At 61.8% G+C, this 22,365-nt stretch carries 23 protein-coding genes and 1 tRNA gene; 19 read left to right on the top strand and 5 right to left on the bottom strand.

Annotated elements, in window-relative coordinates; all coding sequences use genetic code 11:
• Positions 1-3: 3 nt before the first annotated feature.
• From AC2FNZ_RS08710 to AC2FNZ_RS08725, 4 genes are all read left to right on the top strand, one after another.
• Positions 4-1,062 carry a LacI family DNA-binding transcriptional regulator gene (locus tag AC2FNZ_RS08710; protein WP_496840249.1) on the top strand — a complete coding sequence of 353 codons (1,059 nt, stop codon included), beginning with the start codon at positions 4-6 and terminating at the stop codon, positions 1,060-1,062.
• Between the two features lie 26 nt (positions 1,063-1,088).
• Positions 1,089-2,144: a sugar phosphate isomerase/epimerase family protein gene (locus AC2FNZ_RS08715; RefSeq protein WP_093965426.1), complete on the top strand. Its 1,056-nt coding sequence runs from the start codon at positions 1,089-1,091 to the stop codon at positions 2,142-2,144.
• Entirely contained in the window at positions 2,144-3,298 is a 1,155-nt protein-coding gene (locus AC2FNZ_RS08720; protein ID WP_093965424.1) for a Gfo/Idh/MocA family protein, read from the top strand. Before AC2FNZ_RS08715 ends, AC2FNZ_RS08720 begins: the two co-directional genes overlap by 1 nt.
• Positions 3,299-3,794: 496 nt before the next feature.
• A complete protein-coding gene (locus tag AC2FNZ_RS08725) occupies positions 3,795-4,172 on the top strand; it encodes a hypothetical protein (protein ID WP_496840250.1) in 378 nt (125 codons plus the stop codon).
• A gap of 111 nt (positions 4,173-4,283) precedes the next feature.
• On the opposite strand, the gene AC2FNZ_RS08730 is transcribed toward AC2FNZ_RS08725, so the two are convergent.
• The 4 genes from AC2FNZ_RS08730 to AC2FNZ_RS08745 form a co-directional block, all read right to left on the bottom strand.
• Positions 4,284-4,360 (bottom strand) — tRNA-Arg (locus AC2FNZ_RS08730).
• 64 nt (positions 4,361-4,424) lie between these two features.
• Entirely contained in the window at positions 4,425-5,807 is a 1,383-nt protein-coding gene (locus AC2FNZ_RS08735; protein WP_496840252.1) for a sensor histidine kinase, read from the bottom strand.
• An 18-nt stretch (positions 5,808-5,825) separates the two neighbouring features.
• A complete protein-coding gene (locus tag AC2FNZ_RS08740; RefSeq protein WP_496840253.1) occupies positions 5,826-7,244 on the bottom strand; it encodes a dihydrolipoyl dehydrogenase family protein in 1,419 nt (472 codons plus the stop codon).
• A 3-nt stretch (positions 7,245-7,247) separates the two neighbouring features.
• Positions 7,248-7,979, bottom strand: coding sequence for a TVP38/TMEM64 family protein (locus AC2FNZ_RS08745; RefSeq protein ID WP_093965499.1), 732 nt, complete (start codon positions 7,977-7,979; stop codon positions 7,248-7,250).
• A gap of 295 nt (positions 7,980-8,274) precedes the next feature.
• On the opposite strand from AC2FNZ_RS08745, the gene rpmH reads away from it, so the two are divergent.
• The 15 genes from rpmH (at position 8,275) to AC2FNZ_RS08820 (ending at position 21,523) form a co-directional block, all read left to right on the top strand.
• Positions 8,275-8,409 (top strand): 50S ribosomal protein L34, encoded by a 135-nt coding sequence (rpmH, locus tag AC2FNZ_RS08750; RefSeq protein ID WP_005980833.1) that lies wholly within the window; start codon positions 8,275-8,277, stop codon positions 8,407-8,409.
• Positions 8,410-8,435: 26 nt separating this feature from the next.
• Positions 8,436-8,858, top strand: coding sequence for a ribonuclease P protein component (gene rnpA, locus AC2FNZ_RS08755; RefSeq protein ID WP_496840254.1), 423 nt, complete (start codon positions 8,436-8,438; stop codon positions 8,856-8,858).
• Positions 8,855-9,094 carry a membrane protein insertion efficiency factor YidD gene (yidD, locus tag AC2FNZ_RS08760; RefSeq protein WP_005980817.1) on the top strand — a complete coding sequence of 80 codons (240 nt, stop codon included), beginning with the start codon at positions 8,855-8,857 and terminating at the stop codon, positions 9,092-9,094. The genes rnpA and yidD overlap by 4 nt, the downstream gene beginning before the upstream one ends.
• Positions 9,095-9,172: 78 nt before the next feature.
• On the top strand, positions 9,173-10,795 hold the full coding sequence (locus tag AC2FNZ_RS08765; protein WP_496840255.1) for an acyl-CoA dehydrogenase family protein: 1,623 nt from the start codon (positions 9,173-9,175) through the stop codon (positions 10,793-10,795).
• A gap of 42 nt (positions 10,796-10,837) precedes the next feature.
• A complete protein-coding gene (ttcA, locus tag AC2FNZ_RS08770; RefSeq protein WP_496840256.1) occupies positions 10,838-11,731 on the top strand; it encodes a tRNA 2-thiocytidine(32) synthetase TtcA in 894 nt (297 codons plus the stop codon).
• A gap of 68 nt (positions 11,732-11,799) precedes the next feature.
• On the top strand, positions 11,800-13,350 hold the full coding sequence (locus AC2FNZ_RS08775) for a putative bifunctional diguanylate cyclase/phosphodiesterase (RefSeq protein WP_496840257.1): 1,551 nt from the start codon (positions 11,800-11,802) through the stop codon (positions 13,348-13,350).
• A 116-nt stretch (positions 13,351-13,466) separates the two neighbouring features.
• On the top strand, positions 13,467-15,293 hold the full coding sequence (yidC, locus tag AC2FNZ_RS08780) for a membrane protein insertase YidC (RefSeq protein WP_496840258.1): 1,827 nt from the start codon (positions 13,467-13,469) through the stop codon (positions 15,291-15,293).
• On the top strand, positions 15,290-16,027 hold the full coding sequence (locus AC2FNZ_RS08785; RefSeq protein WP_496840259.1) for an MOSC domain-containing protein: 738 nt from the start codon (positions 15,290-15,292) through the stop codon (positions 16,025-16,027). The genes yidC and AC2FNZ_RS08785 overlap by 4 nt, the downstream gene beginning before the upstream one ends.
• Positions 16,024-16,677 (top strand): ribosome biogenesis GTP-binding protein YihA/YsxC, encoded by a 654-nt coding sequence (yihA, locus tag AC2FNZ_RS08790; protein ID WP_093965407.1) that lies wholly within the window; start codon positions 16,024-16,026, stop codon positions 16,675-16,677. The genes AC2FNZ_RS08785 and yihA overlap by 4 nt, the downstream gene beginning before the upstream one ends.
• Before the next feature lie 8 nt (positions 16,678-16,685).
• Positions 16,686-17,042: a DUF2946 family protein gene (locus tag AC2FNZ_RS08795; RefSeq protein ID WP_496840260.1), complete on the top strand. Its 357-nt coding sequence runs from the start codon at positions 16,686-16,688 to the stop codon at positions 17,040-17,042.
• A 66-nt stretch (positions 17,043-17,108) separates the two neighbouring features.
• Positions 17,109-18,512 carry a PepSY-associated TM helix domain-containing protein gene (locus tag AC2FNZ_RS08800; RefSeq protein WP_093965405.1) on the top strand — a complete coding sequence of 468 codons (1,404 nt, stop codon included), beginning with the start codon at positions 17,109-17,111 and terminating at the stop codon, positions 18,510-18,512.
• 156 nt (positions 18,513-18,668) lie between these two features.
• Positions 18,669-19,532, top strand: coding sequence for an acetylglutamate kinase (gene argB / locus AC2FNZ_RS08805; RefSeq protein WP_496840261.1), 864 nt, complete (start codon positions 18,669-18,671; stop codon positions 19,530-19,532).
• Positions 19,533-19,584: 52 nt separating this feature from the next.
• Positions 19,585-20,379, top strand: coding sequence for a sterol desaturase family protein (locus tag AC2FNZ_RS08810; RefSeq protein WP_496840277.1), 795 nt, complete (start codon positions 19,585-19,587; stop codon positions 20,377-20,379).
• A complete protein-coding gene (locus AC2FNZ_RS08815; RefSeq protein WP_496840279.1) occupies positions 20,376-21,029 on the top strand; it encodes a ferredoxin in 654 nt (217 codons plus the stop codon). The genes AC2FNZ_RS08810 and AC2FNZ_RS08815 overlap by 4 nt, the downstream gene beginning before the upstream one ends.
• The gene (locus AC2FNZ_RS08820; protein WP_093965399.1) at positions 21,026-21,523 is read left to right on the top strand and encodes a SixA phosphatase family protein; all 498 of its coding nucleotides are present in this window, start codon (positions 21,026-21,028) and stop codon (positions 21,521-21,523) included. Before AC2FNZ_RS08815 ends, AC2FNZ_RS08820 begins: the two co-directional genes overlap by 4 nt.
• A gap of 49 nt (positions 21,524-21,572) precedes the next feature.
• Here AC2FNZ_RS08820 and AC2FNZ_RS08825 read toward each other — a convergent pair whose 3' ends face one another.
• Complete coding sequence (locus AC2FNZ_RS08825) at positions 21,573-22,364, bottom strand: amino acid ABC transporter ATP-binding protein (protein WP_170342938.1); 792 nt, start codon at positions 22,362-22,364, stop codon at positions 21,573-21,575.
• Between the last annotated feature and the right edge of the window lies 1 nt (position 22,365).

The following is a 22,365-nucleotide window of genomic DNA, read 5'->3' on the forward strand; positions in this document are numbered from 1 at the left end:
CACGTGGCAGACCAAAAACAAAAACTAGAATTGGTGAAGAAGCCAACCGTCAATGACATCGCGCGGGTTGCGGGTGTCAGCCTGGCCACTGTGGACCGGGTCTTGAACAGGCGCCCCGGCGTGCGCGCAGTGACCGTTCAGAAAGTACAAAAGGCAATTGATGAGCTGGGGTATGTGCGCGACACCGCCGCGGCCAACCTCGCACGAAACCGGGTTTACAATTTCCTCTTTGTTCTGCCGGACACCGACAACGAATTTGTCAAAGCGATCAGCAACCAGATCGCAGAGCAATCCCGTGACCAGTTTATCGAGCGGACTCGCATCACGATCAAAAGGGTCGCTCCGTTCGAACCGCAGGATATCGTCGACATTCTGGATGCTGTCGACAGTTTGGACGTTGATGGAGTTGCCGTTTTCGGACCCGAAACGCCTTCTGTTCGCGATGCGGTGAGACGGCTCAAGGACAAAGGGGTTCCGGTGGTTGCCTTGGTGTCTGATTTGCCGAGTTCCGAGCGAGACCACTTTGTAGGAATTGACAACGTTTCCGCAGGACGAACCGCCGGTCAATTGATGGGGCGGTTCGTGCATCGGGAAGGCAAGGTCCTGGTTCTGACTGGCTCTCGTTTGGCACGTGACCACCTGGAGCGTCGCCAGGGCTTTGATCTTGTTGTGGCCGAGGAGTTTCCGCATCTCGAGGTCGTGGCGTCTGTTGAGGGCCGGGATGACCCGGATCTGATTTACAAGATGATGCCCGAAATCTTCGAAACCTACCCGGATCTGGTCGGAATATACTCGTCAGCAGCGGGCAATGCCGGCCTTATTCAATTCCTTTCGGAAAACAAGCTCAGCAAGGATCTGGTGATCATAGCGCATGAACTGACTCCGCTTAGTCGAGAGGCTCTGAGGCTTGGCACGTTTGACGCCCTGATCTCGCAAGACACCGGGCACATTGTTCGTTCCGCCGTCCGCCTTCTGCGTGCGACTTCAGACAAAGTCCCATTCAACAAAGCGCAGGAACGTATCCGTATCGACATCTATCTGAGGGAAAATTTACCGCCATAGCGGCTTAGGTTTTGGGGAGGAAACTTATGAAAACGATCAAAGGTCCAGCACTATTTCTTGCACAATTCGCAGGGGACGAAGCGCCGTTCAATTCGTGGGACGCGATTACCAAATGGGCGGCTGACTGTGGATACAAGGGCGTCCAGGTTCCCAGTTGGGATGGCCGGTTGTTCGACCTTGAACAGGCCGCGTCCAGCACCGGTTATTGCGATGACTTCAAAGGCAAAGCCAGGGAAAATGGCGTCGAAGTCACTGAACTGTCAACGCACCTTCAGGGTCAGCTTGTGGCCGTTCACCCGGCCTATGACAGCGCCTTTGATGGCTTTGCCGCCGAGAGCGTCAGAGGAAACCCGAAAGCCCGGCAAGAATGGGCCGTAGACCAGGTCAAAAAAGCATTGTCCGCTTCGAAGAACTTGGGCATTTCGGCCCATGCGACATTCTCGGGCGCGTTGGCATGGCCCTACGTCTATCCCTGGCCGCAGCGCCCTGCCGGCTTGATTGAAACGGCATTTGATGAACTCGCCCGCCGCTGGGTGCCGATCCTTGACCACGCCGAGGAATGCGGCGTCGATGTCTGCTACGAAATTCACCCCGGAGAGGACCTCCACGACGGCGTGACCTACGAGATGTTCCTCGAACGGACAGGCAATCACCCACGGGCCTGCATGTTGTACGACCCATCGCACTACGTGCTGCAATGCCTCGACTATCTGGACAATATCGACATCTACAAGGATCGGATCCGGATGTTCCATGTCAAAGATGCCGAGTTCAACCCGACCGGGCGGCAAGGGGTTTATTCAGGATACCAAAGCTGGGTCGATCGTGCCGGCCGGTTCCGGTCGCTTGGTGATGGCCAGGTGGATTTCGGGGCGGTCTTCTCAAAAATGGCGGCGAACGACTTTGATGGCTGGGCTGTGGTCGAATGGGAATGCTGCCTCAAACACCCCGAGGATGGAGCGCGTGAAGGCGCTCAGTTTGTGTCGGATCACATCATCCGTGTGACCGAGAAAGCCTTTGATGATTTCGCGGACGGTGGCGCTGACGAAGCCGCCAATCGCAAGATGCTGGGGATCGAATAATGGTTACAGGACGCAGTGAAGAAGCCTCGGGTCGCATTCGGCTTGGCATGGTCGGCGGTGGAAATGACGCCTTCATAGGCGGCGTTCATCGCATAGCAGCGCGATTGGACGACAGGTTCGAGCTGGTTGCCGGCGCTTTGTCTTCGACGCCCGAAAAATCCATTGAAAGCGGCCGGGCATTGGGTCTCGAACGGGTCTATGAAGACTTCAAACAAATGGCGATCCGGGAAGCCCGGCTCAAATCCGGGATTGAAGCGGTCTCAATCGTCACGCCAAATCACGTCCACTATGCCGCCGCGCGTGAATTCCTGAAACGCGGGATTCACGTCATTTGTGACAAGCCACTCACCTCGACCCTTGCCGATGCAAAAAAACTGGTCAAAGCGGCGGAAAGCGCGAATGCCCTGTTCATTTTGACCCACAACTACACGGGTTATCCGATGGTTCGGCAGGCGCGTGAAATGGTTGCCAACGGCGATATTGGCAAGATCCGCGTCGTCCAGGTTGAGTACCCGCAGGATTGGCTGACCGAGCAGCAGGATTTCAAACAGGCGGAGTGGCGAACCGATCCCGAACGCTCGGGCGCGGGCGGATCAACCGGTGACATCGGAACCCATGCCTACAACCTCGCTTGTTTTGTGACCGGGCTGAGGGCGGAAAGCCTTGCGGCGGATCTGCAGGCCTTTGTGCCTGGGCGCCAAGTCGATGACAACGCACATGTCTTGCTTCGCTTCGAAGGCGGAGCGCGGGGTATGCTGTGGTCCTCTCAGGTGGCTCCTGGCAATGAAAACGCACTTCGGTTGCGGGTCTACGGTGAAAAAGGTGGGCTGGAGTGGGCTCAGGAAGACCCGAACTATCTCTGGTTCACGCCCTACAACGAACCAAAGCGTCTGATCACTCGCAATGGCGCTGGAGCTGGTGACGCTGCCAATCGCTTGAGCAGAGTTCCTCCGGGCCATCCCGAGGGATATCTTGAAGGGTTCGCCAATATTTACGGAGAGGCTGCTGAGGCGATCCAGGCTTTCCGAAATGGGATTTCACTTGAGGTGGGCGTTGTTTACCCAACCGTGCATGACGGGCTAGACGGTGTTAAATTTGTAGCCGCTTGTGTGCAAAGCTCGTCCAGAAACGCGGCTTGGGTCAAGTTGGAGTAAGTCTGGCTGTGGGCATAGGGTAGGCACCGGATACTGAGCCAGACAACCCTTCCCTGCCACTCGGCTCGTCCGACCACCAGTTCGCCGCAGTATTGAAACTCTGTGGCCGCCAAAACCACGGCCCGCCGGCGAAGCAACCCTTCGCCGCATCATCCACCGATGGCCGCTCTGCGGACGAAGCCGCCAACGCGGCCGGCAAGTAAAAATGGCCCGAACCGGCCCACAAAGGAACCATCGGCAAGAGCGTCAATCCAGCACAGCAGCTCAAAGATATCAGCGACCGCTTTTCAGAAAGATCGCCGCAACGGAAGGCGATCAAGGCAAAACTGTATGGGCACGAATAGTCTCCAACCATCACGTATCCGCTGCCGGATTTTGAGGTCTCGGTTTACGCCTCTAGGCCAAACAACCGAGCGCGCAAGCCCCCTCGATTTGACGACCCTGTATTTTTTCTGATAGATAGCGCGCCCTTTCCCAAAAATAGGAGGACCTGCAGATGTGGGTAGCATTCTCGACGCCCGAGGGTTCGGGCTTTTTCTCAGCCGTTGCCAAGGATGAGGACGGCAACACCAGCGGGCCGCACATGGGATCCCGCGTCTGCCTGCGGTTTCGCCGCGCACAGGACGCCGAATTGCTGCGCGACTATGACATGGACGGTCAGGTGATCGAAACACCGGGCGGCGATTACCGTTACCGGGCATTCATACCGCGCAACCACCTCGTGACCGTGCTGATGAACTTGGGCAACCACATGTCTTACCCCAATTTCAAGGCCAGCATCCCAAAAGATGATGTGGCGTTCGAACGCGCCTGCCACGAGGTTTGGGCGGCATTCGGCGAACTACAGGAAGGCGGACCATATGGAATGGGGTGAAACACCCTGTTTAACCCAACGCGGTTGCCTCGGAGTTGCCTTGAGACAAAACACCTCGGGTTCACTACATGGGCCACACTGCCAAAACCACTGTTTTTCGGGAGTTACCAGTGGCGGACCGAGGAGGATTCGAACCCCCGACCCCTTGATTCGTAGTCAAGTACTCTATCCAGCTGAGCTATCGGTCCGCGTTGGTGAGGCGGTATTTAGACCCGGCGTTCGGGACGTGCAACCCGATTCTTCAAAAATAATTCAAAAACCCATCTCCCCCCGTGGGAGCCTTATTTCAAAGACCGTGCCCTCGGGGCCGGTGCTGGTCAGCACCAATTCTCCCCCGTGGCCGCGCACCAGTTCCTGCGAAATCGCCAGACCCAGTCCCGAGCCACCTTTGCGCACACCACCCTGAAACGGCGTGAACAGATTCTCCTGCGCTCGTGGCGGCAAACCGGGGCCGGTATCCCGAACCTCGATGACCCATGCGTCCTGATCTTCGCAGGCCGAGATCGTGATTTTTCCTGGTTGGCCGGATGTCATCAGTGCTTGGCGTGCGTTGCGCACAAGGTTCATGATGACCCGGAACATCTGTTCCGGATCGGCCCGAACGACCAGGTCTTCGGGAACGTCGTTGGCAAATTCAATACAGCCGCCGTCTACGGCCAGAGCCTCGCTGGATGCTACGTCGGCAGCGATATCGCGCAACCGCACCATGGTCAGGGTGGGCGCGGGCTCTTCGGCCCGCCCGAACGCCAGCGTACTTTCGCACAGGGACACCGCCCGGGTGATCGAGTTGACCAACTTGGGCGCCATCCGTCTGACCAGCGGGTCGTCACTGGCCTCGATCCGGTCAGTGAACAGCTGGGCCGAGGCCAGGATGTTGCGCAGATCGTGGCTGACCTTGGCCACCGCGCCACCCAGTTGTGCCAGCCTCTCGCGCTGTTTCAGGGCCTGGGTCAGGTCGGTCTGCAGCATCTGCAGGGCTTCTTCAGCCTCGCGCAGTTCGGTCACCTTGGATTGGGGAGAGATGATGCCGCGCGCATCCTCGGGCGCACGGGCGTAACGCTGCATGTAGCCCACCACGCTTTTGATCGGGCGCACCAGAACCACCCGCACCGCAAGAAACAGAAAAAACGCGGTGATGATCGAGATAACAAAGGACAGGCCGAGGATGCGCAGGCCATAATCGATCATCGCCATACGCAGCGGCGCGCTGTCCATGGTAACCTCGATAAGCAAACCCGCATCCCGCACAGGCTGCCCGATGACGCGAATGACCTGGTTCTCGGGCGTGAAGAAACGGATCATCGCGTCCCGAATGAGAACCCAAGGCCCGGCGCCTCGCAAATCATAGGTCTTGGCGACCTGGTCTGGGATAGGGGAAGACAGCATCAGCTGGCGCACCTCGTCCCGGCGTAGCACCACGTTGTAGACCCCGGCATTGGCCAGAAGCTCGGCCTCCAGCTCGTCTGCCAGCATGTCGTCTGCCAGCAGCGCCAGCGAGGCGATCTGGGCGCGTTCCAGCCGGTTCAGAAGGAAATCCTCGCGGAAGCGCGCGATCGACGGCACGAAGATCAGCACCTCGGCCAACATCACGAAGACCGTCGTCAAGATCAGGAAACGACCCGACAGCGAGTTCAAGTGGCGCTCCTTTCCCGATCAGGGGATCCAGCGCTGGACCAGCCTGACCACTCGTTCAACCATCTGATTCTCAAACAGTCTTGGCGAGAAATAGGCGCCCGCCACCCGTTTGTTAAGCTCTCCGATCGTGGGATAGGGCGACACCATCGCCGCGATCTGGCTCATCTTCAGGTTATTGGCCAGCGCCAGAGACCACAAGTTGATCAGTTCGCCGGCCTGATGCCCCACGATTGTGGCCCCCACCGGACGCCCCTTTACGACCATGACCTTGATGAACCCAGTCGTTTTGCGTTCGGCCACGGCGCGATCGTTGTGGGCATAGTCGAACCGGGCGATCTCGACCTTGTCGCCATGGCGGTCGCGCGCCTGCGCCTCGGTCAGGCCGACCTGGGCCAGTTCGGGGTCGGTATAGGTTGCCCAGGGGATATGCGCCGTCTTGGCCTTGGACCGCAGCCCGAACAGGGCCGAACGGATGATGACCCCGGCATGATATCCAGCCACATGGGTGAACTGCATCCCGCCCGCGACGTCGCCAACCGCATAGACCCGCCGGTTGGTGGTGCGCAGGCTGTCATCCACATTGATGCCCGTGTGCGTCCGGTCGATCCCGGCAGCCTGCAGGTTCAGGCGGTCGGTGTTGGCCTTGCGTCCTACCGCCAGCAGCAGGTGCGAGCCCGCATGGACCGCGCCATCCTCGGTGACGACCTCGACCGCGCCGGCCTTCCCGCGCACCCGGGCCACCATCGCATGTTCCAGAACTTCGACCCCTTCGGCGCGCAGGGCCTCCAATACCACTGCGGCTGCCTCGGGGTCATCTTTGCCCAGCGCCCGCGCGCCTTCGATCACCGTTACCTTGCAGCCCAGTCGCACATGCGCCTGCGCCATCTCCATGCCGATGGGGCCCCCGCCGATGATCAGCAGGTGGTCGGGCTTGTCGCGCAACTCGAAAATGGTCTCGTTGGTCTCAAACGGCAACTCATCCAGCCCCGGGATCGGCGGCACCAGCGGGGACGAGCCCGTGGCCAGCACCACGCGGCGGGCGGTGATGACGAAATTGCCGGCCTGAACCTGTGTGGGCGACAGAAAGGTCCCCCAGTCGCGAATGACGCGCACGCCGAACCCTTCGAACCGTTCCTGGCTGTCCATGGGCTCAATCTGGGCGATCACGTCCCGCACATGGTTTTTGGCGGCGGCATAGTCCACCTGTGGCGCGCGGTCGGCAACGCCGAACGGCTCGGCATGGCTCTGCGCATGGGCCAGCTTGGCACTGGCCAGCAGCGCCTTGGACGGGACGCAGCCATAATTCAGACAGTCGCCACCCATCTTGTGCCCTTCCAGCAGGATCACGTCGGCGCCCATCTGACTGGCCCCAGCGGCCACCGACAGGCCACCCGACCCGGCCCCGATCACCAGGATGTCGGTCTTGAGTTCTTGCATGGATCAAAGGCCCCTTCGGCCGCGAATGAGTTTGAGGAAAATCGGCAGAGCCGCCAGCGCGCACAGACCCAGGATCGGGCCGATCACGAAAGGCTCGGTCAGCAGCGACAAGTCCGGCGTCTCGCCCCGGTCGAACACGCCGCCCAGGCCGACGCCGATCCAGGTATAGACGATGCCGCCCGGAATGATACCCAGCGCCGTGGTCAGCAGAAAGTTCCGGAACTTCACCCCCACCAGCGCTGGCACCAGGTTGGCGACGAAGAACGGCACCACCGGCACCAGCCGCATCAGGAACAGCACCGGGATCTCGTTCTCGCGCAACCCGTCCTTGATTCGCTTGACGGTGCCTTCCGAGGCCTCCAGCCGCGCCGTCAACGCCTCGCCCAACCCCCAGCGGGCCGCCAGAAAGATCGCCGAAGCCCCCACGGTTGCAGAGAAGACGTTGAACACGGTGCCCGCGAACAGCCCGAACAGGAACCCGCCCGTCATCGAGGCCACGGCCGCACCGGGCAAAGAAAAGGTGACGATCAGGACATAAACGAGGATGAAAACGCCCGCCAACGACCAGTAGTTGGCGTCGCGCCAGGCCAACAGCGCCTCGCGATTGTCGCGCAGGGTTTCAAAGGTCAGGTAGTCGCCCAGCGCAAAGAAGCCAATGACGGCAACCGTCAGGATCACGATCAGAGGAATATGTCGCGCCAGCCCGCTGCGCGGCACCTGGGTGGTTTCGGTCATCTTGTCGTCCGGGTTCGAATGCTTCATCTGCCCCACAAGATGCGCGCTTGGCCTTCTGTGCAACAGGGTCCTCACGCCGGGTTGAACACGCACCGGTTCAATGTGAGAAATCCGCCATCCACGGGCTGATTCTGAAACTTTTGCCCGGTCGCCCGACAGAATTGTTGCAAAAGGCACGAAAACCGTTGCGATGGGGTTTGACTTGCCCGCCGGTTGCCAGTAGAGGACGGGCTTCGAACACCACGGGCAGGCGAATCCGCGCCGCACCCGACCGCCAAAGATTGGAGACGGAGCGATGAAACGCACCTATCAGCCTTCGAACCTGGTTCGCAAACGCCGCCACGGTTTCCGCGCGCGCATGGCCACCAAGGCCGGCCGCAAGATCCTGAACGCACGCCGTGCCCGTGGCCGCAAGTCGCTGAGCGCATAAACCGCGCGACCTTTCAGGTTTTGAACATGACGCCGCCGGAGGCCCCTGTGGATGGCACTGACCACCCCGGGGATATGCCCCCGGCGGCGTCCGTTTGCGCACCTCCCCTGTCGGTGCTGCGCAAGCGCAGCGATTTCCTCAGGGCCGCTCGGGCGCGCAGACAGGGCACGCCTTCTATGATGGTGCAAGCCCGCAAGCGCGCACCGGATGAGGCCGACGGCATTCGTGTCGGGTTCACCTGCTCGAAGAAGGTCGGCAATGCCGTGGCCCGCAACCGGGCCAAGCGCCGGCTGCGCGAGGCGGCCCGCGCCGTTCTGCCGGACCACGGCCGGGACGGATGGGATTACGTCCTGATCGGACGGGCCGAGGTGACCGCTGCCCGCACCTTTGACGCTCTGCTGGATGATCTGCGCCAGGCCCTGCGCAAGATCCACAGCCCGCGCAAATGACCCCTCTTGCCCATATCCTCGCGCTGCCAATCCGGGCCTACCGGCTGATCTTCAGCCCGTGGGTGGGGTTCAATTGCCGCTATCAACCGACCTGCTCGGCCTATGCGCTGGAAGCGCTGGAAAAGCACGGTCCGATCAAGGGCGCTTGGCTGGCCGCGCGCCGTATCGGGCGCTGCCACCCCTGGGGGGGTGACGGCTATGACCCGGTGCCCGACGACACGCCCGATGCGCCCTGATCTGACACTCCGTCACGCTTGACCCAAGGGGGCTGCGCCGCTGAACATCGGTTTCACCAACAACCGCCCGAGGCAACCATGTCCAGATCCCACGCCCGCAAGACCCTGCCCACGCATGAGGTGACGAACCAACCGCCCGAGCAAGGGGACGTTGACCTGTGGGCCTCTGATCTGGTTCTGCGCGATTGCGCCACGCGCGCCGGGGCACGGGCGGCCCCGCTGGCCGCCTACGGGGCCGCTTTGGGCCGGGCCGAAACGCGCGAGGCCGGGCGCGACGCCAACCTGCACCCGCCCGAACTCTGCCTCTTCGACCGGGGTGGCCGCCGCCTGGACGAGGTGCGGTTCCACCCGACCTATCATCACATGATGGATCTGAGCCAATCGGCAGGCTATGCCGCGCTCGCCTGGGACGGAGCGCCGGGCGGTCACGCCACCCATGCCGCGATGGTCTATCTGGCCAGCCAGGTCGAGCCGGGCCATTGCTGTCCGTTGACCATGACCTATGCCGCCGTGCCGGCGCTGGCCGCCAACCCCGAACTGGCCGAAATCTGGCGCCCGAAACTGACCGCCGACACTTATGACCCAGCCCCCCGCCCGATCAGAGAAAAACGCTCGGCGACCTTGGGCATGGCGATGACCGAGAAACAGGGCGGCTCGGACGTGCGTGCCAATACCACCACCGCCAACCGTGACGGCGATGCCTGGCGGCTGCGCGGCCACAAATGGTTCTGCTCGGCCCCGATGTCCGACGGGTTCCTGACGCTGGCGCAGGCTCCGGGCGGGCTGACCTGCTTTCTACTGCCCCGCTGGCTGGAAGGCGAGCGCAACGCCATCCACCTGATGCGCCTCAAGGACAAGCTGGGCAACCGCGCCAATGCCTCGTCCGAAGTCGAGTTCCATGACGCGCTGGCCTATCAGCTGGGCGACGAGGGGGCCGGCGTGCGCACGATCATCGAGATGGTTCATCACACCCGGCTCGACACCGCGATGGCCCCCGCCGGCCTGATGCGCGCAGCCCTGTCCGAAGCGCATCACTGGGTCAGCCACCGCAGCGCCTTTCAGCGCCGCCTGATTGACCAGCCGTTGATGCGCGCCGTTCTGGCCGATCTGGTGCTGGACTGGGAAGGCGCGCTGACCTTGGGCCTGCGCGTGGCCCGCGCCTTTGACGGGGACACCGCCGAAGACCGCGCCTTTGCCCGGATCGGGGTGGCGCTGGCCAAGTTCGTGTCGAACAAACGCTGCCCGGTCGTGGCGGTCGAGGCGATGGAGGTGCTGGGAGGCATGGGCTATGTCGAAGACACGCCGATGCCGATGATCTATCGCGAAGCGCCCCTGAACGGCATTTGGGAGGGGTCGGGCAACGTGATCTGCCTGGACATTCTGCGCAGCCTTGCGCGCGACCCGCTGGCCGCCCAGACCTTGCAGGCCGAACTGGACGCGGCAACCGGAGCCGACCGCCGTTATGACGCCGCCCTGAAGGCGCATCGCGACCGCTGGCCCACCCTGCCCCCCGAGGCCGAGGCCCGCTGGTTCGCCGAGGCCACCGCGCATCTGCTGACCGCCGCGCTGCTGCTGCGCCATGCGCCCGGTGCGGTGGCCGATGGATATATTGCCACGCGGGTTCTGGGCGAAAGCGGGCGCATACCCGGATCGGTCTCGGGGCTGGACACCGACGTCCTGCTGGGCCGGCTGTCCGGCTAGGCGGGCCTTGCCCGGTCGGCGCATCTGCGGTAGGGGCTGCGCATGTTCGACGAAGCCGACGATATCCATCCGCTGTTTGCCGGAGCGCCCTCGACCACCGAGTTCAAGAAGCTGCGCAAACGCATCGTGCGCCAGACGCGCGAAGCGATCGAGCAATACGGCATGGTTGACCCGTCGGCCCACGACAAGGACGGCAAGCCGCCGCGCTGGCTGGTCTGCCTGTCGGGCGGCAAGGACAGCTATACCCTGCTGGCCGTTCTGTACGAGCTGAAGTGGCGCGGCCTGCTGCCCGTGGACCTGCTGGCCTGCAATCTGGATCAGGGGCAGCCGGGCTTTCCGGCCACCGTGCTGCCCGAGTTTCTGGAACGCATGGGCGTGCCGCACCGGATCGAGTATCAGGACACCTATTCCATCGTGGTCAACAAGGTGCCGCAGGGCCGCACCTATTGCGCGCTGTGCTCGCGCCTGCGCCGCGGTAACCTGTACCGGATCGCGCGCGAGGAAGGGTGCTCGGCCGTGGTTCTGGGGCATCACCGCGATGACATCCTGGAAACCTTCTTCATGAACCTGTTCCACGGCGGCCGTCTGGCGACCATGCCTCCGAAACTGGTGAACGAAGAAAGCGACCTGTTCGTCTATCGCCCGCTGGCCCATGTGGCCGAGGCTGATTGCGAGAAATTCGCAAAAGCGATGAACTATCCGATCATCCCCTGTGATCTGTGCGGCAGTCAGGACGGCCTGCAACGCCAGCAGGTCAAACAGATTCTGGACCAATGGGAAAAGAACAGCCCTGGCCGGCGGCAGGTGATGTTCCGCGCACTGACCAATGCCCGGCCCTCGCACCTTCTGGATTCGAAGCTGTTCGATTTTGCCGGACTGACGCTGAACCCCGACAAAAACGGCGAAAATCCGGAAGAAATTCCGCTTCTGCGTTAACGTCTGACTCAGATTGATTTCCTAGCCTCCGATTGGACTCAGTTCTCCCAATTGGAAGGCCGGAATCGATGCTAAAAAGGTTCTCACTCCAGAGTTTTCGGAATGCCCTGCTGACCGTTCTGGCAATGCCGCAGGTTTTGGCGTTCGTACCTGCATTGTGCCTGGCTGCTTTCTGGCTGGGCGGCGACACGGCGTTGGTCGTTGTCGCCCTGGGGCTGCCCTTGTTGTTTTCGGCCGCCCAACGGCTGCAACCGGGCGCCGGTCCTGCTTTGGCGACGCACATGCGGCCCAAGGGACTGTTGCCACGTGATATTTTCTGCGCCGAGATGGAGTATCTGCACAGCACATCGCGGGCAACCGGAGAGGATTCAGCCTGCATCGTTGTGTCTCTAGATGATTTCGACGATGTCGAAGAGCTGCACGGCACCGCGGCAGCCGACTATGTGGCAGGGCGCTTCTGCGACCGCATCCTGGCGGTGATCCGGAGCGAGGATATTGCAACACGCCTGTCGAGAAACACGTTCCTGATCGGGTTGCGCCCCTCACGGCATCTGGACTTGGAAAGCTGCATCCAAACCTCGGGCCGCATACAAAGCACGGTGGAAGAACCGATCCCGCTGGACAATGCCAGCCTCTATCTGTCCTGCTCTGCCGGATTTTGCCTGCACTCTGCCGTTGCCGACGAAGCGCCGGACGGATGGATCGAGGCCGCTCGGGCCGCGCTTGCCGAAGCACAGCGGAACGGGCCTTCCACGATCCGCGCCTACTCCGAGGCCACGCGACGCAGATCAGTCGTCCATATCAATTTCCGCAAGGAGTTGGAGACCGCTTTGGAAACCGGTCAGATCCGCCCTTGGTTTCAGCCACAGGTTTCAACGGACACCGGCGACATCACCGGGTTTGAGGCCCTTGCTCGATGGGAGCACCCTTCCAAGGGAGTTGTCGGGCCGCAGGTGTTTCTGCCTTTTGCCGAACAGGCCAAGCTGATGGACAAGCTGGGCCAGACGATCCGCCACCACGCCTTTCGCGCGATGCGCGACTGGGACTGCGCCGGCGCCGTTATTCCTCGGATCGGCATCAACTTTTCATCGGACGAATTGCGGGACCCCTCACTTGTTGACCGGGTGCGATGGGAGTTGGACCAGTTCGACCTTTCGCCGGACCGGCTGGCCGTGGAAATCCTTGAAACCGTTTTTTCGCGCCGACCCGATGATGTCATCACCCGCAACGTGACCCAGTTGTCCAAGCTCGGCTGTTGCATCGATCTGGACGATTTCGGCACTGGTCACGCATCATTTTCGTCGATCAAACGGTTCGATGTCGCCCGCATCAAGATCGACCGGTCTTTCGTGTCCAATGCGGATCGGGATCCGTCCCAGCAGCAAATGGTCAGCGCCATTCTGATGATGGCCGAGAGGTTGAACCTTGAAACCCTGGCCGAGGGGGTGGAAACCCCCGGCGAGCACGCGCTGATGGCGCAATTGGGGTGTCACCATGTCCAAGGGTTTGGGATCGGCAAGCCGATGCCGGTCGAGCATACGCTCGACTGGATCAAGGACCGCCGCTCGAAACTGGGAGGCGCACCGCGGATTGGCCGCGAAATGGGCCGGAAATCCTGATTTCGGAGACTGGATTGCCCCACACTCACGATTTCCGGGGCGATTCCGCTTGACCTTTTGGGCTGCACTCTGTTGAACCCTGCGGTGTCTTTCACTGCTCAAGGTGGCTGTCCCAGATGGACGATCAGAACAAGAATCTCATCCTTGCAACCGCGCTTAGTTTCCTTGTGATCCTGGTCTGGTTTGTGCTGTTCCCTCCGCCAGAACCGACCACAACGCCTGAGCAGGCCGAGATCAGCGCCTCGGAGGGGAACGAGGTTCAGACGCCAAGCGCCGGAAGCACGACTGTCGGCGAGGCAACCGCCACCGCAGAGGAAACCCTGCCGGAAGCCACCGCGCCACGGATCCAAATCGACACGCCGCGTCTGTCGGGCAGCCTGTCGCTTTCGGGTGGACGTATCGACGAACTGTTTCTGAAAGACTACAAGGTCTCGATCGACGAAGGCGCGCCGATCGTCGAACTGCTGTCGCCGGTTGGGTCCACCTCGGCCTACTACGCCCTCTACGGGTGGGCGCCCGGTGCCGGTTTGGCTGGCTCGGACGTGCCGGGCCCGAATACGATCTGGACGCTGGAACAGGGCGAGACCCTGTCGGTAGACAGCCCCATAACCCTGACATGGGAGAATGGCGCGGGCCTGACATTCCGCCGCACGATTGGTGTGGATGCGGATTACATGTTCACCGTGACCCAATCCGTCGAAAACGGCACTGGAGCCGAGGTCGGAATGGCCCCGTACGGCATTCTGGCACGCCACGGCATAGGCGAGGATGGCGATCTGCCGGGGTTGAAGAACTTCTTCATCCTGCATGAAGGTGTGATCGGCATGGCCGACGGGACCCTGTCCGAGGTCGATTATGGCGATGTCCGCGATTTCGACATCGACCCCAACGAACGGGCGCAGGCCGAGGTCTATCAGGTCAAGGAAAACGGCTGGATCGGCTTTACCGACCACTATTGGATGACCACGCTGATCCCCGATCCGGGGTCGGCTTTCAAGGCGGCCGCGAAATATGACGCGCGTCGCAAGATCTACCAGGCGGAAACGGTGTTGCCGACGATGACGGTTGCCCCCGGCGAATCCGCCGAGGTTACCACCCGACTGTTTGCCGGCGCCAAGGAATGGGAGACCATCCGCGAATATCAGGCGCAGGGCGTTCAGAAATTCATCGACAGCATTGACTGGGGTTGGTTCTTCTTCCTGACCAAGCCGATTTTCTGGCTGCTGCACAACATCAACGCCCTGATCGGCAACATGGGTTGGTCGATCATCGGGCTGACCCTGATCATCAAGGCAATCCTGTTCCCGCTGGCGTTCAAATCCTACGTCTCGATGGCGAAGATGAAGGAACTGCAGCCACAGATGGAAGCCCTGAAAGAAGCAGCTGGCGACGACCGCCAGAAGATGCAGCAGGGCATGATGGAGTTGTACAAAAAGGAAAAGGTCAACCCGGCCGCCGGCTGTCTGCCGATCCTGATGCAGATCCCGATCTTCTTTTCTCTCTACAAGGTGATCTTCGTCACCATCGAACTTCGGCAAGCCCCCTGGTTCGGTCCTTTCCGGGACCTGAGTGCGCCGGATCCGACGTCGATCATCAACTTCTTCGGCTGGCTGCCGTGGGCCGGACCTGAGCCTGGCACGCTGATGGCAACGATTTTCATCGGCATCCTGCCGCTGCTGCTGGGGATCTCGATGTGGCTGCAGCAAAAGCTGAACCCGGCGCCCACCGACGCGACTCAGGCCATGATCTTTGCCTGGATGCCATGGGTATTCATGTTCATGCTCGGCAGCTTTGCCAGCGGGCTGGTCGTTTACTGGATCGCGAACAACACCATCACGTTCACCCAGCAATACCTGATCATGCGCAGTCAAGGCTATACGCCGGATGTGTTTGGCAACATCAAGTCGGGGTTCAAGAAAACCCCCAAGACGGACAAGAAATGACCGGACAAGTCACGCAGATCTGGCGCCATCCGATCAAAAGCCATGGCAGGGAACCCCTGCAGGAAGTCACCGTTATCCCCGGGCAGACCATGCCCGGGGATCGCGTTTGGGCGGTGGCGCATGAAATGTCCAAGGCCGACGGGTCTGAGTGGGCGCCCTGCGCCAATTTCAGCCGCGGCTCGAAGGCGCCCCAACTGATGGCGATATCGGCCGTTCTGGACGGGGATCGCGTGACCCTCAGCCACCCGAATCGTCCCGATCTGACCTTCCACCCGGACACAGAACAAGACCTGTTTCTGGAGTGGGTCCGCCCGCTGATGCCCGCCGACCGCGCGGCATCGGCACGGATCGTCCGGGTTCCTGGCCGTGGCATGACCGACAGTGACTATCCCTCGGTCAGCCTATGCAACATGGCCTCGCATCGGGCGGTCGAGCAGCGTCTGGGCCGCGAGCTGTCGATCTGCCGCTGGCGTGGCAACATCTGGTTCGATGGCCTTCCTCTTTGGGAAGAATTTGATTGGCTTGATAAGGATGTGCAGATCGGCGAGGCCGTATTTCACGTACGCGAACGGATTACGCGCTGCATGGCAACTACCGCGAACCCCGACACCGGAGTGCGGGACGCAGATACGCTAGGTGCTCTGCGCAGCTGGGACCATCAGGATTTCGGAGTATACGCCGAAGTCATTCGCCAAGGCACAATCCGCCCCCGAGACAAGGTGCAGGTTCTATGAAAGCTCTGCCATTTCCCCTGGCGGCCGATCCCGACGACCATGCAAAAGAGGCCGGCCGCAAGCTGTTTGCCGGGCCGTCCGAATTCGTCAAAGGCGTCGTGGCAATGAACGGTCTGCCCGCCCCCGACCGGCTTGAGGTCTGTTTCGCCGGCCGCTCGAACGTGGGCAAGTCCAGCCTGATCAACGCTCTGACCGGCACCAAGGGGTTGGCCCGGGCCTCGAACACGCCGGGTCGCACGCAAGAGATCAACTTCTTCACTCAAGGCCCCGAGCTGTATCTGGTTGACCTGCCCGGCTATGGCTATGCCAATGCGCCGGTCAAGGTGGTCGAGAAGTGGCAACGCCTTCTGAAACAGTACCTGAGCGGGCGGCAGACCCTGCGCCGGGCCTTCGTGCTGATCGATTCCCGCCACGGCGTGAAACCCGTGGATGACGAGATCATGAAGCTGCTGGACACCAGCGCCGTAACCTTTCAATGCGTGATGACCAAGGCCGACAAGGTCAAGGCCAAGGACCGAGAAAAGGTTCTGGAACAGGTGCGCGGTGCCCTGTCCAAACACCCCGCCGCCTATCCGGAGATCGTGCTGACCTCGTCCGAAAAAGGCGACGGCATCCCAACCCTACGTTCGATCATCGCCAATCTGGAATGATGCTGCTGATGCGCGTCATTTCGGTGCTGACGCTGGTTGCCGTGATGGTAGCCGGTGCAATCCCGATGGGCTGGATGCCCACGCGCAACTCGGACGGGGCGATTCTGATGGTGATCTGTACCGGCGACGGCCCGGTCGAGCGCTGGATCGATCCGGGCGAGGACGCCCCGGACCACGACGAAACCGACGAACGCAGCGCCTGCCCCTATGGCCGGATGGTACTGGCAGGCCAATTGCCTCAAGTCAGCGCGGTGCTGCCCGCCAACTGGCCGATTGCCGCACGTTGGGCGCATGTGGATTTCACCCATCGCAGCGCAGGGTTCCACGCCCGGTACGATGCCCGGGGTCCGCCCCACCTTTCCTGAGACCGAGAACAAGACTTGAAACCTCGGCCGCCCGGGCGGGGATGTTCCGAATTTCTGGAGACTGAAATGGCACAAGACAGCCAAACCGGGGGTGCGCAGGCGGCCCGGCGCGAGCACGCGCAAAAATTCTATAGGGCCGCCTGGCGGTGGCACTTCTATGCGGGGCTTTTTGTTGTCCCCTTCCTGCTCATCCTGGCGGTGACCGGCCTGATGATGATGTTCATTACCCAAACCGATGGCCGCGACGGAGAAAAGATCGCGGTCGAGATCACGGGCCAGGCGATGCCCGCATCCGAACTGGCCGATCTGGTGCAGGCCCGCGTACCGGGCCGCGTGGTCGAATGGATCGGCCCCAAGGCGCCGGATCTGGCAACCGTGTTCCGCGTCAAGGCCGAAACAGGCCAGCGCATGGTGGCGATCGACCAGTATTCCGGCGAGGTGATCCAGGTCTGGGACCGTCGCGCGGGGTGGTACGATCTGGCCGACAACATCCACTCGACCCTGCTGATGGGCGATACCGGCGACCGCATTCTGGAAATCGCGGCCGGGATGGCGCTGCTGCTGGTGTTCACCGGCCTTTACATGTGGTGGCCGCGCGGAAACGTTGTGGCGGCCCTGGTGCCTGACCTGCGGGCGCGGGGCCGGGCCCTGTGGAAATCGCTGCACGCGGTCACCGGGTTCTGGATGTCGGTTCTGCTGGTCGGGTTCCTAATCTCGGGCATGTCGTGGACCGGGATCTGGGGCGGCAAGTTCGTGCAGGCCTGGAGCAGCTTTCCGGCCGAGAAATGGGACAACGTCCCACTGTCGGACGAGCTGCATGCCAGCATGAACCACGGCAGCCAGAACGACGTGCCGTGGGCGCTGGAACAGACACCGATGCCGGCCTCGGGTTCGGAAGCGGGCATTGCCGGGGTGCCGACGGGTGTTCCGGTCGATATCGATGCGATGGTTGCGCTGGGTGAGTCCCTGGGCATGCAGAACCGGTTCCGCGTCGCCTACCCCAGCGGTGACACGGGCGTGTGGACCCTGAACCGCGACAGCATGAGCGGCGATTCGACCGACGCCACCGAGGACCGCACCGTCCATGTCGACCAGTACACCGGCAAGATTCTGGCTGACGTGCGGTTTCAGGACTACTCGCTGATGGGCAAGGCCATGGCGGTGGGTATCCCGCTGCATATGGGTCTGGCGGGTCTGTGGAACTTTGTCCTGAACGTGGTGTTCTGCCTGTCGGTGATCTTTGTCTGCGCGTCCGGCGTGGTCATGTGGATCAAGCGGCGGCCGTCCGGGGCCAGCCGTCTGGCGGCGCCGCCGATGCCGGCTGAGATGCCCCTGTGGAAGGGCGCGGTGCTGATCGGGCTGTTCACGGCCGTGGCCTTTCCGCTGGTCGGATTGACGCTGCTTGCGGTGCTGACCGTCGACCTGCTGGTGGTCAGCAACATCCCCGCGGTTCGGCGCGCATTCAGCTGATCGGTTCGGGCGGTACCACTGTGGCGCCGTCCGGCTGCGTGGCGCGACAGCGTCCCCCTTTTGGCGCGCCACGCAACAAAACCTGCAGCCTGCCCGTTCCGGGCTTGGCAGGTCCGGCCAAAGGCCCTAACAGGGAAGGCCAGAGGGACGACAGCCATGAAGAAACAGGATATGAACCGGGATTGGATAGCCACCGCCGCCACGCTCAACAGCGCCCTGCCCTATCTGCAGCGCTATGACGGGGCGATCGTCGTGATCAAGCTGGGCGGGCACGCCATGGGCAGCGACGAAGCGATGGAGAGCTTTGCCCGCGACGTGGTGCTGATGCGTCAGGTCGGCGTGAACCCGGTTGTCGTGCATGGCGGCGGGCCGATGATCAACGCGATGCTAGACAAGCTCGACATCCAGTCGGACTTCGTTAACGGCAAGCGCGTCACCGATGCCGCCACGGTGGAAGTGGTCGAAATGGTGCTGTCCGGCGTGGTGAACAAGCGCATCGTGCAGGCCATCAATGCTCAGGGCGGAACGGCCGTCGGCCTGTCGGGCAAGGATGCCAACCTGATGAGCTGTGACCAGACCGACGCGTCGCTGGGCTATGTCGGCACGCCCGCCGAAATGAACCCCAAGATCCTGCATGATCTGTTTTCGCATGACGTAATCCCGGTGATCGCTCCGCTGGGGGCCGGGCGCAATGGCGAGACGTTCAACGTGAATGGCGATACCGCCGCCGGCGCGATTGCCTCGGCGCTGAAGGCCGATCGCTTGCTGCTGCTGACGGACGTGTCCGGCGTCAAGAACGCCGCCGGAGAGGTCGTGACCGAGTTGAAGGCCGGCCAGATCCGCGAAATGACCCGCGAGGGCACCATTGCAGGCGGTATGATCCCCAAAACCGAAACCGCGCTGGACGCGCTGCACAGCGGCGTGCGCGCCGTGGTCATTCTGGACGGCCGTGCCCCCAATGCCGTGCTGCTGGAACTGTTCACCGAACATGGTGCGGGGTCTCTGATCCGCCCCGACTGACGCGTGCAAACCCGCCCTTGCAGTTCGCATTCACATGCTTAAATTTGAATGCATGGAGCGTGAACTCATCATCCGCTTGGGCATCTTTCTGACGCTGTTTCTGGCCTTCGCGTTGGCCGAAAGGCTTGCCCCGCGCCGCCCGCTACGCGTGCCTCGATCGCGCCGCTGGCTGACCAACCTGTCGGTCACCCTTCTGAACACGCTGACACTGCGGGCCATGGCGATCGGGTTCCCTTTGCTGGCGGTCGGGGCTGCCCTGGATGCCGGCCGGTTGGGCGTCGGAGTTTTTAACACTCTGGACTGGCCCAAATGGGTAGAGGTCACCCTTTGTGTCCTGGTGCTGGATTTCGCCATCTGGGTGCAACATCTGATCACCCACAAGGTGCCGGTCCTGTGGCGTCTTCATCGTGTGCACCATGCCGACCGGGACATGGATGTCACCACGGCCGTTCGCTTTCATCCGATCGAGATCGCCTTGTCGACGGGTCTGAAGATCGGTCTCGTCTACCTGCTGGGACCCAGCGCGCTGGCGGTCATCTTGTTCGAAATCCTGCTGAACGGCACGGCTTTGTTCAACCATTCGAACATCCGTCTGCCCGCCGTCGTGGATGCCGCCATGCGCCAAATACTGGTCACACCGGACATGCACCGGGTCCACCATTCGGTGCTGCGCAGGGAACATGACAGCAATTATGGCTTTGCATTATCCATCTGGGATCGTTTGATGGGGACATATGTGGCACAGCCCGAGGCCGGCCACGATGACATGACGGTGGGGCTGGAATGGCAGGACGATCGACCGACGAAGCTGGGGTGGAGCCTCGCTCTGCCGTTTCGACGCAAGTGACCTATGATCAAGTGGTGTCCACATCCGAGGCAGCGGGCCTGATCGTCATGGGCGCACAACACCCGCGGGTGAGTGGCGCCAAACAGTTGGATCGCGGCACGCTTATTCTGCTCGGGGCAGGCAGCAGCTTTTGGCCGGTCCTCACCGCTTCGGCCGAGTGGTTGGACGGCAAGCCAGACCCGGTCGACCGTTGGTCGCTCCGAGTGGTCGGCACCCTTGCGGAAAACCTGGGCGCCCAGGCGCGGTATCCATTCGGCGGCCCCCCGTATGCGCCATTCATAGATTGGGCGTTGAAATCGGGACGTGCGTTTCAAAGCCCGGTGGGCGCGCTGGTGCACGACACGGTGGGAATGATGATTTCATTGCGTGGAGCCCTGCACTTTGATCACGAGTTCGACATTCCCGTCGCAGACGACCCGTCGCCATGTATCAATTGCCCTGCGCCCTGTGCATCGGCCTGCCCGGTCGGGGCCTTGAACGCCAAAACGTTCTATGACGTCGACGCCTGCCACGGCTACCTGAGAACTCCGCCCGGTCAGGCCTGCATGACACAGGGATGCGCAGCCCGGCTGGCCTGTCCGCTCAGCGCGGGGGCCGGACGTCGGGCCGAGCAATCCGCCCATCACATGAGAGCCTTTCACCCGGAATGACCCGCACGCTTATCCTGACCCGCCACGCAAAATCCAGTTGGGACCATCCCGGCCTGCCCGATCATGACCGACCACTGAACAAGCGCGGGCGAGCTTCGGCCTCCGCCATCGGCGATTGGCTGCGACGCAAGGGTTATAGGCCCGACGAGGTCCTCAGTTCTTCATCCGAGCGCACGCGCGAGACCTGGCTTCGGATGGGGCTGAGCGCGCGCAACATCCGGTTCCTCCCCGAACTCTATCATGCCTCGCCCGACCAGATCCGGCAGGCGCTGTCCAGCGCGACGGGCCAAACGGTCCTGCTGCTGGGCCACAATCCGGGGATCGCGGAGTTTGCGGAACGTATTGCTCAGTCTGCACCGGAGCACCCGCGGTTCCTCGATTATCCGACCTGTGCGACCACGGTTCTTCAATTTGATATGGCGGACTGGTCCAGAATCGGTTGGCACGACGGCCAGGTGATCGAATTCGTCACGCCGCGCGCGTTGCTGGAATGAAAAAAGGGCGGGATCACCCCGCCCTTTCCAACGTCGTATTCAACCCGAGTCAGTGACCCAGAATCTGGCTGAGGAACAGCTTGGTCCGTTCGCTTTGCGGGTTGTTGAAGAACTCTTCCGGCTCGTTCTGCTCAACGATCTGACCGGCATCCATGAAGATCACCCGGTTCGCCACCTGGCGGGCAAAGCCCATCTCGTGCGTTACGCAGAGCATGGTCATGCCTTCCTCGGCCAGCTCGATCATCGTGTCGAGCACCTCTTTGATCATCTCGGGGTCCAGAGCGGAGGTCGGCTCGTCGAACAGCATGATGCGCGGACGCATGCACAGGCTGCGGGCGATGGCCACACGCTGCTGCTGACCACCCGACAATTGGCCGGGATACTTGTTGGCCTGCTCGGGGATCTTGACCTTTTCGAGAAAGTGCATCGCTGTTTCTTCGGCCTCTTTCTTGGGCGTTTTGCGCACCCAGATCGGGGCCAGCGTGCAGTTTTCCAGAATCGTCAGATGCGGAAACAGGTTGAAGTGCTGGAACACCATGCCAACCTCGGACCGGATCTTGTCGATGTTCTTCAGATCGTTCGACAACTCGGTTCCATCCACCACGATCTTGCCCTGCTGGTGTTCTTCCAGCGCGTTCAGGCAGCGGATCAGAGTGGATTTGCCCGACCCCGACGGCCCCGCGATCACGATCCGCTCGCCCTGATTGACGGTCAGATTGATGTCGCGCAGCACGTGGAAGGACCCGTACCACTTGTTCATGTTGGTGATTTCGATGGCGACCTCGTCGCTCACCTGCATTTTAGAGCGGTCAATTTCGCGGTCGATTGCAAGTTCAGACATG

Source organism: Ruegeria sp. SAZA006, from assembly GCF_059613465.1.